This is a genomic window from Paraburkholderia sp. BR10872 (genome assembly GCF_040965835.1).
GTDB classification, from domain to species: Bacteria; Pseudomonadota; Gammaproteobacteria; order Burkholderiales; family Burkholderiaceae; genus Paraburkholderia; species Paraburkholderia nodosa_A.
On record NZ_JBFRCN010000005.1, the window covers coordinates 1 to 13,983 of the forward strand.

Here is a 13,983-nt window from a genome sequence, read left to right on the forward strand (position 1 = left end):
TCAAGCAACTGTTCGGGCTTATCGAAGAACGGTAGCGGTCATACGCCGAATGCTCATTAACGGGCTTTCAGGCCCATGATGGTTATCAGGCTGCATGACCGCCGTCCGTGAGCAGAAAGATACAAGATGGTCACCCCCACCCTACACGCGGGTTACGCTGTAGGGTGTTTTCTTTTCTGGAGAGGCCATCATGCAGGATGTGACGCTGGTTGGAATCGATCTGGGCAAGCACTCCTTTCACCTTCACGGCCAGGACCGGCACGGCCAGGCCGTGTTTCGCAAGAAGGTGGGGCGCAAGCAGCTGATTGAGTTTTTCGCCGCGTTTCACGCCTGCACGGTGGTCATGGAGGCGTGCGCTGGCGCCCATCACCTGGCCCGCAAGCTAGCGGGCTTCGGGCATCAGGTCAAACTGATCTCGCCGCAGTTCGTGCGGCCGTTCGTCAAGGGTAACAAGAATGACTTCGTGGACGCCGAAGCGATCTGCGAGGCCGCGTCGCGCCCGGCCATGCGGTTCGTTACTCCGAAGACTGAATCGCAGCAAATGCTCTCGGCACTGCACCGTGTGCGCGATTCGTTGATTCGTGACCGCACGAAGGCCGTTAACCAAATCCACGGCTTTCTACTTGAGTTCGGCATCAGCCTGCCGGTCGGGCAATCCGTCATCAAGCGACTGCCGGCCGTGCTGGCCGAGCACACGCTGCCGCCGCGCCTGATCGAGATCCTCGAGCGCCTGCATGCGCACTTCAAGTACCTCAGTGAGGAGATCGCCGAGATCGACAAGGAGATGGCGCGCCAGCTCGCCGACGACGATCTCGGCCAGCGCTTGCTGACGATCCCCGGCGTGGGTCCGATCACGGCGAGCGTGCTCTCCGCCGAAATGGGGGACGGCAAGCAATACGGCTGCAGCCGCGACTTTGCCGCGTCGATCGGACTGGTGCCGCGCCAATACAGCACGGGCGGCAGGGCGAACCTGCTGGGCATCAGCAAGAGGGGTGACAAGAACATCCGGCGCCTGTTGGTGCAGTGCGCCCGCGTCTACATGCAGCAGCTCCATCGGCAGAGTGGCCGGCTCGCCGAGTGGGTGCGCGCCATGCTCACGCGCCGACACTCGAACGTCGTGGCCTGCGCGCTGGCGAACAAGCTGGCGCGCACCGCCTGGGCACTGGCGACTCGCCACGGCACGTTCGATGCGCGACCGGGCCTCAACGCGCCGGCCTGAGCGCCCGATCCCCAACCACGCTTTACCGCAGTCCCCCACCTGGTTTTGCGACCGCTGAACTTTGATGACGTGAACGGCATACCGGCCTGACGGACAACCTGTTAAAAAAATCGGCTCTCGAAGCCGCGGCGGTTTTAAGGACCATCAGGCGCGACTCTCATCGTGGCGCGGGGAGTGATCCCCACAACGACGCCGGATAGATTTAGGCAAGCCAACCACAACGTCAACGATCAAGGTTGCAAAAACGGGGGTGACCATAGATTTTTTTTGTCCTTATTTTTCGATGGCGCTCTGGGAGGCGGCAGCGAACGCGGGCGGCGTGGGGAAGTACACGCCCGCGCGCTGTGCCGCATTGGCGATGTGCGCCTCGATCGCCTCGCCGGCCGCCGCCGAGTCGCGCGCCTTCAGCGCCGCCACGATCAGGCCGTGTTCGCGATGCGTGGAGAGCACGCGCTCGCGCCGGTAGAACGGCATGCGCTGGCTCTCTTTCATGATGTCGGCGCTGCTGCGCAGGATCGATTCGATCGCCGCATTGCCCGCGAGATTGACGATACGCATGTGGAACTCGAAGTCGAGCTGCGCGGCTTCGTCGAGTTCGTCGCAGGCGAGGGCGCTGTGCAGCGCCTCGGTGTTCGCTTCGAGCCACGCCACGTCGGCGTCGCCGATGGCGAGCGCCGCCATGCGCGCGGCGAAGCCTTCGAGCGCGTAGCGCATCTGGTAGGTGTCGGGCAGCGACGACTGATCGGCGAAACGCCACGGGTGAGCGTTGGTGGCCTGCGCGCTCGTCACATACACACCCTTGCCCGCGCGGATCGACAGCATGCCGAGCGCTTCGAGCGTCGAGAGCGCTTCGCGCAACGACGCGCGGCTGATCGCCAGTTCCTCGGAAAGCTGCCGCTGCGCGGGCAGCAGGCTGCCGACCGGATACAGGCCGCCCTCGATCCGTTCGCGGATCGTGGCGATGGCGGCGTCGGTGACGGTGTGCGGAACGTTCTTCATCGGATGGCGCGGGCAGCTTTCGCGTGGTCTGACCGGTATTGTAGTCCCGTCCGGAGCGCCCGCATGGTGCATCGCGTCAACGCCCGTGCGCCGTGGGACAAGGCGTGGCGCTCCGGCCCGCAAACTGGTCAGACCGCGCAAGGGTAAACACCGCGCTTGCCAACCTTGACTCCGGTATATCGGCTTCCTACTATCCGCCATAACAGTGCTGGTCAGACCAGTCAGAACAGTTGCTTGCTCCACCCCTGCTCAGTAGGAGACAGTCGTGACGAAGTTCTTCAATTCGCTGTTTGGCCGCGTAGTGATCGCCCTCGTACTAGGCATCGTCGTAGGCGCGGTGTTTCCGCATTTCGCTCAATCGCTGCGCCCGTTCGGCGACGGCTTTCTCAAGCTCATCAAGATGGTGATCGGGCCGATCGTGTTCTGTGTGGTCGTAAGCGGCATGGCGCACGCGGGCGACCTGAAGAAGGTGGGCCGCGTCGGCCTGAAGTCGGTGGTGTACTTCGAGGCGATGACCACCGTCGCACTCGTGATCGGCGCCGTGCTCGCGTATGTCACGCGTCCGGGCGCGGGCATGAACGTCGATCTGCACTCGCTCGATGCGGCCTCGCTAGCGACCTACACGGAGCACGCCAGGAGCCTGAAGGACACCGCGGGCTTCCTGCTGAAGATCATTCCCGACACCGCCTTCGACGCCTTCGCGAAGGGCGACATCCTGCAAATCCTCGTTTTCTCGGTGTTGTTCGGCAGCGCGCTCTCGCTGCTCGGCCCGAAGGCGCAGCGTGTGAACAGCCTCATCGACGAACTCTCGCAGGTTTTCTTCCGCGTGATGGGCTTCATCATCAAGCTCGCGCCGCTCGGCGTGCTCGGCGCGATCGCGTTCACGACCGGCACCTACGGCGTCGCTTCGCTCAAGCAACTCGGGCTGCTCGTGATCGTGTTCTACGCGAGTTGCGTCGTGTTCGTTGCGGTCGTGCTCGGCATTGTCATGCGGCTGGCGGGCTTCAACGTGTTCAAGCTGATCCGCTACCTGCGCGAAGAACTCTCGATCGTGCTCGGCACCGCTTCGTCCGACGCCGTGCTGCCGCAGATCATGCGCAAGCTCGAATGGATGGGCGTGAAGGATTCCACGGTGGGTCTCGTTATCCCGACGGGCTACTCGTTCAATCTCGACGGCTTTTCGATCTACCTCACGCTCGCCGTGATCTTCATCGCGCAGGCAACCAACACGCCGCTCTCGATGCACGACCTCATCGTGGTCGTGCTGGTGTCGCTCATTACCTCGAAGGGCGCGCACGGCATTCCCGGCTCGGCGATCGTGATTCTCGCCGCCACGCTCTCCGCCATTCCCGCGATTCCCGTGCTCGGCCTCGTGCTGATCCTGCCGGTGGACTGGTTCGTCGGCATCGCTCGCGCGCTCACCAACCTGATCGGCAACTGCGTCGCGACGGTGGTGGTCGCAGTGTGGGAGCACGACATCGACAAGGCGCGCGCCTGGCGTGTGCTGAACCTCGACGAAGGCTTTCTCTACGTGCCGGCAGGCGACAGCGACGCAGATACGGCGCTTGGCGAAAACGGTGCGCTCGGCGGCAAGCACGCGCACGCCTGACCATCACTCGGCATTCGTTTTCCTTCGATCAACTGAACAACCCAAGCGAACGACACCATCATGGCCATTCCGACTCTCGACCCCAATGCCCCCGCCTTCACGCGCCGCTACATGAACCTCGCCGATCCGCGTCTGGGCGCCCGCGCGCTCCACGCGAGCGACGAGTTCTTCGCGCCGAAGGAGCGCATGCTCGATCCGCAGCCCGCGGTCTTCATCCCCGGCAAGTACGACGACCACGGCAAGTGGATGGACGGCTGGGAAACGCGCCGCAAGCGCACGACGGGCCACGACTTCTGCATCGTGCGCCTCGCGCGCCCGGGCGTGATTTACGGCCTCGATCTCGACACGAGCCACTTCACGGGCAACTTCCCGCCGGCGGCTTCGATCGAGGCGTGCTACGCGCAGTTGGGCGACGACGAAACCCCCAGTGACAACGCCGACTGGCAGACCATCGTCCCGGCGACGAGCTTGCAGGGCAACCAGCACCACTACGTCGAAGTGAGCGATACGCGCGCGTTCACGCATTTGCGCGTGAATCTCTATCCCGACGGCGGCCTCGCGCGTCTGCGCGTGTACGGTCAGCCCCGGCGCGACTGGAACACGGTGGAGCGCGGCAGCCTCATCGATCTCGCGGCGATCGAAAACGGCGCTTATCTGGTCGCGGCCAACAACCAGCACTTCGGGCTCGCTTCCACGATCCTGATGCCCGGCCGCGGCGTGAACATGGGCGACGGCTGGGAAACGCGCCGCCGCCGGGAGCCGGGCAACGACTGGGCGATCGTGGCGCTCGCGCGGCCCGGCATCATCCGCAAGGTCGAAGTGGACACGGCGCACTTCAAGGGCAACTACCCGGACCGCTGCTCGCTGCAGGCGGCGACCGTGACGGGCGGTACCGACGACTCGCTCGTCACCCAGGCGATGTTCTGGCCGGAACTGCTCGCCGAGCAGAAGCTCGAAATGGACAAGCAGCACGTGTTCGAGAGCAGGATCGCGGCGCTCGGCCCGGTCACGCACGTGCGTTTCAACATCTTCCCGGACGGCGGCGTCTCGCGCCTGCGCTTGTGGGGCGAACCGGCTTAAGCGAGGAGCCGCGATGCAGATCCTGCACATGGAACCCTTGACGCGACAGGCGTTCGCGCCGTTCGGCGACGTCATCGAACTCGAAGGCGCGCGCCATTTTCCGATCAACGGCGGCACGACCGAGCGCTTTCACGATCTCGCCGCCATCGACGTGAACGAGGCGGGCGGCCGGCCCATCGTCAGCGTGTTTCGCGCCCAGCCGCGTACGTGGCCCGTCGAGATTGCGATGATGGAGCGACATCCGCTAGGCAGTCAGGCGTTCGTGCCGCTCGGCGAAGCGGGCTACGCGGTGGTGGTCGCGCCCGCGGGCGAGTTCGATCCGGCCGGCTTGCGGGCGTTCTGGGCCGGGCGCGGGCAGGGCGTCAACTACGCCAAAGGCGTCTGGCATCACCCGTTGCTCGCGTTCGGGCGCGTGAGTGACTTCGTCGTGATCGATCGCGGCGGCACGCAGCCGAACTGCGACGAGATCGCGCTCGCGCGGCCTTGGCGGCTCGCGCAAGCCGACACGGCACTCGTGCCCGCCTGAGGTCCGACCCGTTTTTCGCAAATACCGGCTCCCCAAACGAAAACGCCACGGCAGATCTGCCGTGGCGTTTCCTTTTCTGCAGCCCGCAAGCCGCAAGCGGCGGTCAGTGCTTGCGGTGCGGGCAGTTTTCCTTCGTGCATGCGCCGTAGAGCGCGAGGGCGTGCTCCTGGAGCTTGAAGCCGCGCTCCGTGGCGATCATTTGCTGGCGCTTTTCGATTTCGGGGTCGAAGAATTCTTCAACGATGCCGCAGTCGAGGCACACGAGGTGGTCGTGGTGACTACCCTCGTTCAGCTCGAACACCGCCTTGCCCGATTCGAAGTTGCTGCGCGTGAGCAACCCGGCCTGCTCGAACTGGGTGAGGACCCGGTAGACCGTGGCGAGGCCGATGTCGAGCTCCTCGTTCAACAGGTTCCGGTAGACGTCTTCGGCGGTCAGATGGCGCACGGGGCTGTGCTGAAAAATCTCCAGGATCTTGAGGCGAGGCAGCGTCGCCTTGAGGCCGATGTTCTTGAGATCGGTTGGATTGGTCATGACGATAAGTCCCTGGAGTACAATGCTAGGTTGTTATGTTAATGCGTTTTTGCCGTTCCGGGCATTTTCGCCAGAACTTCGAACGATCTTCTACAGAATACGCGCGGCTTCGCGAAAAGCCCGCACGGTGAGGGAAATGATTCCAGAATTCACAACGATCGGCCGGCGCATGCACGGCGGCCGCCTGGCGTGCACCCTGCTGGCTGCGGCCGCGTTCGCGGCGCTCGCCGGCTGTAAAACATACGACAGCGTGACGCAGCGCGTCGCCCAGAGCATTACGCCTTACCGCATTACCATCGTGCAAGGCAATTTTGTCTCGGCGGAAGCCGCGGCGCAGATGAAGGTGGGCATGTCGCGCGCCGAGGTCAAGCAGCTGCTCGGCACGCCGCTCCTCACCGACATGTTCCATGCGAATCGCTGGGACTACATCTTCTATTTCAAGCGCGGCTCGACCGCCGTGGTCCAGCAGCGTGACTTCGTCGTGCTGTTCGAAGGCGACCGCGTAGCGAGCTGGTCGGGTGGCGAAGACCTGCCCTCGAACCTCGAACTGCTCGCCGAAATCGACGGCGACCGCACCGGCAAGAAGGCCGTCGCGGCCGCGCCGGCCTCGGGCGCTTCGGCGCCGGTGGCGGCTGCAGCAGGCGCCACCGGGCAGGCTTCGAGCGCGACCGGCCCGACGGTTGGCGACACGGCGCGCACGCCGTCGTCCGAACTCGGCACCGCGACCAACGCACTGCCGCAGGACGCCAACGCACAGGCGGCCGCCGCCGCGAACCGCGCCACGGAAGCCGTGCAAACCCCGTCGGGCTTCACGCCGTCGGTGCGCGCGGGCAATCCGCAGTCGTCGGCGCTGCCGCAGAACGTCGGCACGATGCCCTCGCAGGTTCAGCTGCATCGTCAGCCGCAGCCGCAAATCCAGGGCGTGCCGCCGAGCAACCCGGTTGGCCCGACCGCCGGCGCGCAAGGCACAGGCGATACCAATGCGGCGCCGTCAGGCCCCGCACGGGATTCGTCGCTCGCCGCGCCACCCACGGTGCCGGCCTCGGGGGCTGCTGCGGCTCCGAGCAACTGACCCGGCTGACCCAGCCGGTAACACAAGCAGGGCGTGGTGCGCGAGGCGCGCCACGCCTCGATCCGGCGGCCGGGGTGTCACCACCACCGGCCGCCGCGTTTTTTGGCGGCGGCGCTGCGTGGCGCCTGGTAGCACCCGGCACCGCGGCCCGCGACACAATGGCAGGAAGACTCATGAAAATCGCAATCGCCGGGGCATCGGGCCGCATGGGCCGCATGCTCATCGAAACCGTCCTGAATTCGCCCGACGTCACGCTCTCGGGCGCGCTCGTGCGCAAGGGCTCGGCCGCCGTCGGCCAGGACGCCGGCGCGTTCCTCGGCAAGGACACCGGCGTGCGCATCACCGACGACATCGAGCAGGTCTTCGCGCAAAGCGACTGCCTGATCGACTTCACGCGCCCCGAAGGCACCCTCGTGCACCTCGAGGCGGCGCAGCGCCACGGCGTGAAGATGGTGATCGGCACGACCGGCTTCGACGCCCAGCAAAAGGCGCAGCTCGGCGCGGCCGCGCAGAAGATCGGCGTCGTGTTCGCGGCCAACATGAGCGTGGGCGTGAACGTCACGCTCAAGCTGCTCGAATATGCGGCGCGCTTTTTCGAGACCGGCTACGACATCGAGATCATCGAGGCGCACCATCGCCACAAGGTCGATGCGCCCTCGGGCACCGCGCTTGCGATGGGCGAGGCCGTGGCGCACGCACTCGGCCGCAATCTCGACGAATGCGCCGTCTATGGCCGCGAAGGCGTGACGGGCGAGCGCGACCCCTCGACGATCGGGTTTTCGGCGATTCGCGGCGGCGATATCGTCGGCGATCATACGGTACTGTTCGCGGGCATTGGCGAGCGCATCGAGATTACGCACAAGTCCTCGAGCCGCCTGTCCTATGCGCAGGGCAGCGTGCGCGCCGCGCGCTTTCTGCAGGACAAGGCCCATGGCCTGTACGATATGCAGGACGTGCTCGGCCTGCGCTGAGCGTTTCCCCTACGGTCCGGCGCCTGCGCCGGACCGACAGTGAGCGAGGTCCGATGGCAGCGAGTTCCGGAGTCATTCACTATCTGCAGACGGGCGACGCGGTCACCCACGCGGTTGCGTGGGTATTGCTCGCCATGTCGGTCGCGAGCTGGTGTTTCCTCATCATCAAGAGCTGGATCCTGCTGCGCGCGAAGCGCCAGGGGCCACGCGCCATTGCGCGCTTCTGGCAGGCGCGCACGCTCGCGGACGGCGTTGCCGCCATGCGTCCGGTCGACCGCGAGCGCGTGTTTCTGCCGCTGGCTCAGGCGGCGCTCGCCGCCGAGGAAGCCGACGCGCCCGGCGTGATGCTCGCGCGCGTGGATCGCGGCGAGCGCGTCCTGCGGGCGCTGCGCGGCGCGCTGCAGGCGTCGCAGCGGCGCCTCGAATTCGGCCAGGTCCTGCTCGCCTCGGTGGGCAGCACGGCGCCGTTCGTCGGTCTGCTCGGCACCGTCTGGGGCATCTACCACGCGCTCGGCAGCATTGCCGCGAGCGGCCAGGCGATGATCGAGAACGTGGCCGGCCCGGTGGGCGAGGCGCTCATCATGACGGCCTTCGGTCTCGTCGTCGCGATTCCTGCGGTGCTCGCCTACAACGTGCTGGGTCGCCTCGTGCGCCAGCTCTGCGACGATCTCGACGGCTTCGCCCACGATCTGCACGCCTATGCCTGTGCGCCCGAAGGCGCGCCGCTGCGCCGCGAAGGTGCGCACGGCGCGATGCGCGAAGGCGCGCGCGCCGAGTCGTAGGAGGCAACGCGTATGGCATTCGGCGGACTCGAAAAGAAGCGCGATACGGCACCGATGTCGGAAATCAACATGACGCCGCTCATCGACGTCATGCTCGTGCTGCTCGTCATCTTCATCATCACGGCGCCGCTCTTCTCACACGCGATCCGGCTCGATTTGCCGAAGGTCGCCGCCGAGCCCGCGCAGCAAACGGCGCAGACCGTCACGCTTTCCATCGACGCCGCCGGCAAGCTCTACTGGAACGCCCAGCCCATCACGCTGGACGAACTGCGCGCGCGCTTCACGGTAGCGGGCAAAGAGCCCGAGTCGCAGCAGCCCGAGCTGCAACTGCGCGCCGCGCGCGAGACGCGCTACGACGTGATCGCGCAGGTGATGGGTGCCGCGCAGCAGGCCGGTCTCACGCGCTTAGGCTTCGTGACCGAGCCGCCCGCCGGCGCTCACTGAAGACGCCACTGCGCACGCCGCTGAGCGCGCGCCAGTCAACGGTATAATCAACGTTTCCTTTAAAAACGGGCCCAGCGAAACCGCCGCAATCTGCCGGTATCGTGAACGGCCGGCCCGGTGCATCCGGCACCGAAACGGCCCGTTTCCAGCGTTCACCATCCACACCATGCTCGAAAAATACGTTCCCTCCGACGTCGAATCCGCCGCGCAAGGCGAATGGCGCGCCACCGACGCTTACCGGACGGCCGAGAAGACCGACAAGCCCAAGTTCTACTGCGTCTCGATGCTGCCGTATCCGTCGGGCAAGCTGCACATGGGCCACGTGCGGAACTACACGATCAACGACGTGATGTACCGTTACCTGCGCATGAACGGCTACAACACGTTGATGCCGATGGGCTGGGACGCGTTCGGCATGCCCGCCGAAAACGCCGCGATGGCCAACAGCGTGCCGCCGGCCAGGTGGACGTACGACAACATCGAATACATGAAGGGCCAGATGCAGTCGATGGGTCTCGCCATCGACTGGTCGCGTGAAATCGCCACCTGCAAGCCCGACTACTACAAGTGGAACCAGTGGTTCTTCCTGAAGATGCTCGAGAAGGGCATCGCCTACAAGAAGACCGGCACGGTGAACTGGGACCCGGTCGATCAGACCGTGCTCGCCAACGAGCAGGTGATCGACGGGCGTGGCTGGCGCTCGGGCGCGCTGGTGGAAAAGCGCGAAATCCCGATGTACTACCTGCGCATCACGCAGTACGCCGACGAACTGCTGAACGACCTCGACGGCCTCGGCTGGCCCGAGCGCGTGAAGATCATGCAGCAGAACTGGATCGGCAAGAGCTTCGGTGTGAACTTCGGCTTCCCGTACGAGCTGGATGGCGAGAAGAAGCTGCTGCGTGTGTTCACCACGCGCGCCGACACGATCATGGGCGTGACCTTTGCGGCGATCGCGGCCGAGCATCCGCTCGCCACGCGTCTCGCGCAAGGCAAGCCGGAGTTGCAGGCGTTCATCGACGAATGCAAGCGCGGCGGCGTGGCGGAAGCCGACGTCGCGACGATGGAAAAGAAGGGCGTGCCCACGGGCTTTACCGTGACGCACCCGCTCACGCACGAGCAGGTGCCGGTGTGGATCGGCAACTACGTGCTGATGAGCTATGGCGAAGGCGCCGTGATGGGCGTGCCGGGCCACGACGAGCGCGATTTCGCGTTCGCGCAGAAGTACAACCTGCCGATCAAGCAGGTCATCGCCGCAGAAGGCGAGACCTACTCGCTCGACGGCTGGCAGGAATGGTACGGCGACAAGGAACGCGCCGTTTGCGTGAACAGCGGCAAATACGATGGCCTCGCCTACACGGCGGCCGTGGACGCCGTCGCGGCCGACCTCAAGGCGCTCGACCTCGGCGACAAGCAGGTCACGTGGCGCCTGCGCGACTGGGGCATTTCGCGCCAGCGCTACTGGGGCACGCCGATCCCGATCATCCACTGCCCGAGCTGCGGCGACGTGCCGGTGCCCGAAAAGGACCTGCCGGTCGTGCTGCCGGAAGACCTCGTGCCGGACGGCACGGGCAACCCGCTCGCGAAGTCGGAAGCCTTCCTGAACTGCAAGTGTCCGACCTGCGGCGCCGACGCGAAGCGCGAAACCGACACGATGGACACCTTCGTCGACTCGTCGTGGTACTTCTACCGCTACGCTGCGCCGGATGCCGTGAACATGGTCGACGAGCGCACCGACTACTGGATGCCGATGGACCAGTACATCGGCGGCATCGAGCACGCGATTCTTCACCTCTTGTACTCGCGCTTCTGGGCGAAGGTCTCGCGCGACCTCGGCCTCGTGAAGTTCGGCGAGCCGGCGAAGAACCTGCTCACGCAGGGCATGGTGCTCAACGAAACGTTCTATCGCGAAGACGCTGCGGGCAAGAAGACCTGGTACAACCCGGCCGACGTGACCGTCACGCACGACGACAAGGGCCGCCCGATCGGCGCGACGCTCAACAGCGACGGCCAGGCCGTGGTGCTGGGCGGCGTGGAGAAGATGTCGAAGTCGAAGAACAACGGCGTCGACCCGCAGGTGCTGATCGACCAGTACGGCGCAGACACGGCGCGTCTGTTCACGATGTTCGCGGCGCCCCCCGAGCAGCAGCTCGAATGGTCGGGCGCGGGCGTGGAAGGCGCGAGCCGCTTCCTGCGCCGCGTGTGGGCCTTTGGCCACGCGAACGCCGAAGCGATCCAGTCGCGTGCCTCGTTCGACGCGGCGGCGCTCACGGACGTCGAAAAGGCGCTGCGCCGCGAAGTCTATAGCGTGCTCAAGCAGGCCGACTTCGACTATCAGCGCCTGCAGTACAACACCGTCGTATCGGCGGCGATGAAGATGCTCAACGCCATCGACGGCGCCAAGGGTGCGGGTGCGGGCGTGCAGCGCGAAACGTTCGGCGTGCTGCTGCGCGTGCTGTACCCGGTCGTGCCGCACATCGCCTTCGAACTCTGGAAGGCGCTCGGCTACGGCGATGAATACGGCACGCTGCTCGATGCACCGTGGCCGAAGGTCGACGAAAAGGCGCTGGAGCAGGCCGAAATCGAACTCGTGCTGCAGGTGAACGGCAAGGTGCGCGGCGCCGTGACGGTGGCCAAGGACGCACCGAAGGACGCGATCGAGGCGGCTGCACTTGCGCACGAGATGTTCGTCAAGTTCGCGGAAGGCCGTGCACCGAAGAAGATCATCGTCGTGCCGGGCCGCCTCGTGAACGTCGTGGTCTAACGAGGCAAACCAAGGCCATGTGAGCGGCGTCGCACGTGAAGCACCGCGCGGCGCCGCTCAGCCGACACTGGCGACTCTGTCGCGAACCCAGGGAGTCCATGTGATTCGCAGATCGTTTCTCAGGTTGTTCCCGCTCGTGGCGGGCAGCGCGCTGGCCCTCTCAGCGTGCGGCTTCCAGCTGCGCGGCGAGGAGAACTTCGCCTTCAAGCGCCTCGCGGTCGTCGGCGCGCCGCCGCCGCTCGTCGGGCGCCTCTCGCGTATGGTCGAAGGCGGCAGCGACTCGGTGGTGGTCGACTCGGTGGCCAACGCCGACGCCGTGCTGCACATATCCGAAGGGCGCAGCTTCAGCACGCTCACGCTCAATTCACTCGGCGCAGTCGTGGAATATCAGGTCAACTATTCGCTGAACTATACGCTGACGAGACCGGATGGCAGCGTGCTGATCCAGCCGAGCGCCATTTCGCTGAATCGCGCGATGACGTACAGCGATCAGTTCTCGACCGCCAAGACGCAGGAAGCCGATCTGCTATTCACCGACATGCAGAACGACGCCGTCGACCAGCTCATGCGGCGCCTCGCCGTACTGAAATCGATCAACCCGACGCCCGATCAGGTCGTGCCGGGTGTCGCGCCGCGCGCACCGCTGCCGCCGCCGCCGCTGTAATGCGCGCGGTTTCCATCTACTGAGCGACCTTCGACCGAGCGCCATGCAACTGCGACCCGACGCACTCGAACCGCACCTCGCGCGAGGGCTGGCCGGCCTGTACGTCGTCTATGGCGACGAACACCTGCTCGCCCAGGAGGCGTGCGACCGCATCCGCGCGGCTGCGCGCGCGGCGGGCTTCACCGACCGCTCGGTGTTCACCGTCGAGCGCGGCTTCGACTGGAGCTCGCTGCTCGGCGCGAGCCAGTCGATGTCGCTATTTGGCGACCGCCAGCTGGTGGAGTTGCGTATTCCGTCGGGCAAGCCCGGCAAGGAAGGCGCGGACGCGCTCAAGACGCTCGCCGCTGCCTCGAATCCCGACGTGCTGATGCTCGTCACGCTGCCGCGCCTAGACGCCGCCACGCAGAAGTCTGCATGGTTCACGGCGCTGGCTGATAGCGGCGTCGCGCTGAAGATCGATCCCGTCGAGCGCACGGCACTGCCGAACTGGATCGGCCAGCGTCTGGCGCTGCAAGGCCAGCGCGTGGCGCCAGGCGAGGACGGCCGGCGCGCGCTGCAATTCGTGGCAGAGCGTGTGGAGGGCAACCTGCTGGCGGCGCATCAGGAAATTCAGAAGCTTGGGCTGCTTTATCCGCAAGGCGTGCTGAGCTTCGAGCAGATTCACGACGCCGTGCTCAACGTCGCGCGCTACGACGTATTCAAGCTCAACGAAGCGATGCTCACAGGCGACGTTGGCCGGCTCGCGCGCATGCTCGACGGGCTGCAGGGCGAAGGCGAGGCGTCGGTGCTGGTGCTGTGGGCCGTGGTCGAGGAAATCCGCACGCTGTTGCGCATCAAGCGCGGCGTGGCGGCGGGCAAGCCGCTCGCCATGCTGCTGCGCGAGAACCGCGTGTGGGGGCCGCGCGAGCGGCTCATCGGGCCGGCGCTGTCGCGGTTGAGCGAAGCGACGCTGGAGCGCGGACTCGCGCTCGCGGCGCGCCTCGACCGCCAGGTCAAGGGGCTTTCGGGTCAATCGCGCGCGGACTGGCGCAATGCGCTGCCGCCCGATGCCTGGGACGGCCTTTTCGAACTCGCCATGACCGTGGCCGCGCCACGCGAAGGCGCACCGCAGGCGCGCGCCGCTGCCGGTGCGCGCGCCGCTGGAGCGCCACCACGCGCGCAGCCGGGTGCTCAGCCAGCTGGCCCAGCCGCGGCAGCGGCCGCGGCCCGACCGCGCGCCGCAGGGCCGTCGCGCCGTCCGGGATAAAGCGTTCCGCGCTTGCCTGAACCGGCGCGTCGGCGCCTGCCTCATGCCGCGCCGCGCGGCCGGTGCACTTGCCGGGCC

The 13,983-nt window shown here is 66.1% G+C and carries 13 protein-coding genes; 11 read left to right on the top strand and 2 right to left on the bottom strand.

Annotated features, from left to right (window positions below; genetic code table 11):
* Positions 1 to 190: 190 nt before the first annotated feature.
* Complete coding sequence (locus tag AB4Y43_RS05700; RefSeq protein ID WP_342950349.1) at positions 191 to 1,219, top strand: IS110 family transposase; 1,029 nt, start codon at positions 191 to 193, stop codon at positions 1,217 to 1,219.
* Positions 1,220 to 1,492: 273 nt separating this feature from the next.
* Here AB4Y43_RS05700 and AB4Y43_RS05705 read toward each other — a convergent pair whose 3' ends face one another.
* A complete protein-coding gene (locus AB4Y43_RS05705) occupies positions 1,493 to 2,218 on the bottom strand; it encodes a FadR/GntR family transcriptional regulator (RefSeq protein ID WP_368727199.1) in 726 nt (241 codons plus the stop codon).
* 265 nt (positions 2,219 to 2,483) lie between these two features.
* Between AB4Y43_RS05705 and AB4Y43_RS05710 the strand changes: the two genes are divergently transcribed.
* From AB4Y43_RS05710 to AB4Y43_RS05720, 3 genes are read left to right on the top strand one after another with little or no spacing between them, the layout of a single operon-like run.
* Complete coding sequence (locus AB4Y43_RS05710) at positions 2,484 to 3,827, top strand: C4-dicarboxylate transporter DctA (RefSeq protein ID WP_368727200.1); 1,344 nt, start codon at positions 2,484 to 2,486, stop codon at positions 3,825 to 3,827.
* Between the two features lie 60 nt (positions 3,828 to 3,887).
* Positions 3,888 to 4,907 (top strand): allantoicase, encoded by a 1,020-nt coding sequence (gene alc / locus AB4Y43_RS05715; protein WP_368727201.1) that lies wholly within the window; start codon positions 3,888 to 3,890, stop codon positions 4,905 to 4,907.
* A gap of 13 nt (positions 4,908 to 4,920) precedes the next feature.
* Entirely contained in the window at positions 4,921 to 5,433 is a 513-nt protein-coding gene (locus tag AB4Y43_RS05720; RefSeq protein WP_368727202.1) for an ureidoglycolate lyase, read from the top strand.
* Between the two features lie 103 nt (positions 5,434 to 5,536).
* Here the strand turns inward: AB4Y43_RS05720 and fur are convergent, their stop codons facing one another.
* Positions 5,537 to 5,965 (bottom strand): ferric iron uptake transcriptional regulator, encoded by a 429-nt coding sequence (gene fur, locus AB4Y43_RS05725; protein WP_069268417.1) that lies wholly within the window; start codon positions 5,963 to 5,965, stop codon positions 5,537 to 5,539.
* A 136-nt stretch (positions 5,966 to 6,101) separates the two neighbouring features.
* On the opposite strand from fur, the gene AB4Y43_RS05730 reads away from it, so the two are divergent.
* The 7 genes from AB4Y43_RS05730 (at position 6,102) to holA (ending at position 13,905) form a co-directional block, all read left to right on the top strand.
* The gene (locus AB4Y43_RS05730) at positions 6,102 to 7,037 is read left to right on the top strand and encodes an outer membrane protein assembly factor BamE (protein ID WP_368727203.1); all 936 of its coding nucleotides are present in this window, start codon (positions 6,102 to 6,104) and stop codon (positions 7,035 to 7,037) included.
* Positions 7,038 to 7,210: 173 nt separating this feature from the next.
* Positions 7,211 to 8,008, top strand: a complete 798-nt coding sequence (dapB, locus tag AB4Y43_RS05735) for a 4-hydroxy-tetrahydrodipicolinate reductase (RefSeq protein WP_368727204.1) — start codon at positions 7,211 to 7,213, stop codon at positions 8,006 to 8,008.
* 53 nt (positions 8,009 to 8,061) lie between these two features.
* Positions 8,062 to 8,790 carry a MotA/TolQ/ExbB proton channel family protein gene (locus tag AB4Y43_RS05740; RefSeq protein ID WP_069268420.1) on the top strand — a complete coding sequence of 243 codons (729 nt, stop codon included), beginning with the start codon at positions 8,062 to 8,064 and terminating at the stop codon, positions 8,788 to 8,790.
* A gap of 12 nt (positions 8,791 to 8,802) precedes the next feature.
* The gene (locus tag AB4Y43_RS05745; protein ID WP_368727205.1) at positions 8,803 to 9,234 is read left to right on the top strand and encodes an ExbD/TolR family protein; all 432 of its coding nucleotides are present in this window, start codon (positions 8,803 to 8,805) and stop codon (positions 9,232 to 9,234) included.
* Between the two features lie 166 nt (positions 9,235 to 9,400).
* Positions 9,401 to 11,995, top strand: coding sequence for a leucine--tRNA ligase (gene leuS / locus AB4Y43_RS05750; protein WP_069268422.1), 2,595 nt, complete (start codon positions 9,401 to 9,403; stop codon positions 11,993 to 11,995).
* Positions 11,996 to 12,095: 100 nt separating this feature from the next.
* Positions 12,096 to 12,659, top strand: coding sequence for an LPS assembly lipoprotein LptE (lptE, locus tag AB4Y43_RS05755; RefSeq protein WP_368727206.1), 564 nt, complete (start codon positions 12,096 to 12,098; stop codon positions 12,657 to 12,659).
* Positions 12,660 to 12,702: 43 nt separating this feature from the next.
* Positions 12,703 to 13,905 carry a DNA polymerase III subunit delta gene (gene holA / locus AB4Y43_RS05760; RefSeq protein WP_368727207.1) on the top strand — a complete coding sequence of 401 codons (1,203 nt, stop codon included), beginning with the start codon at positions 12,703 to 12,705 and terminating at the stop codon, positions 13,903 to 13,905.
* Positions 13,906 to 13,983 lie beyond the last annotated feature (78 nt).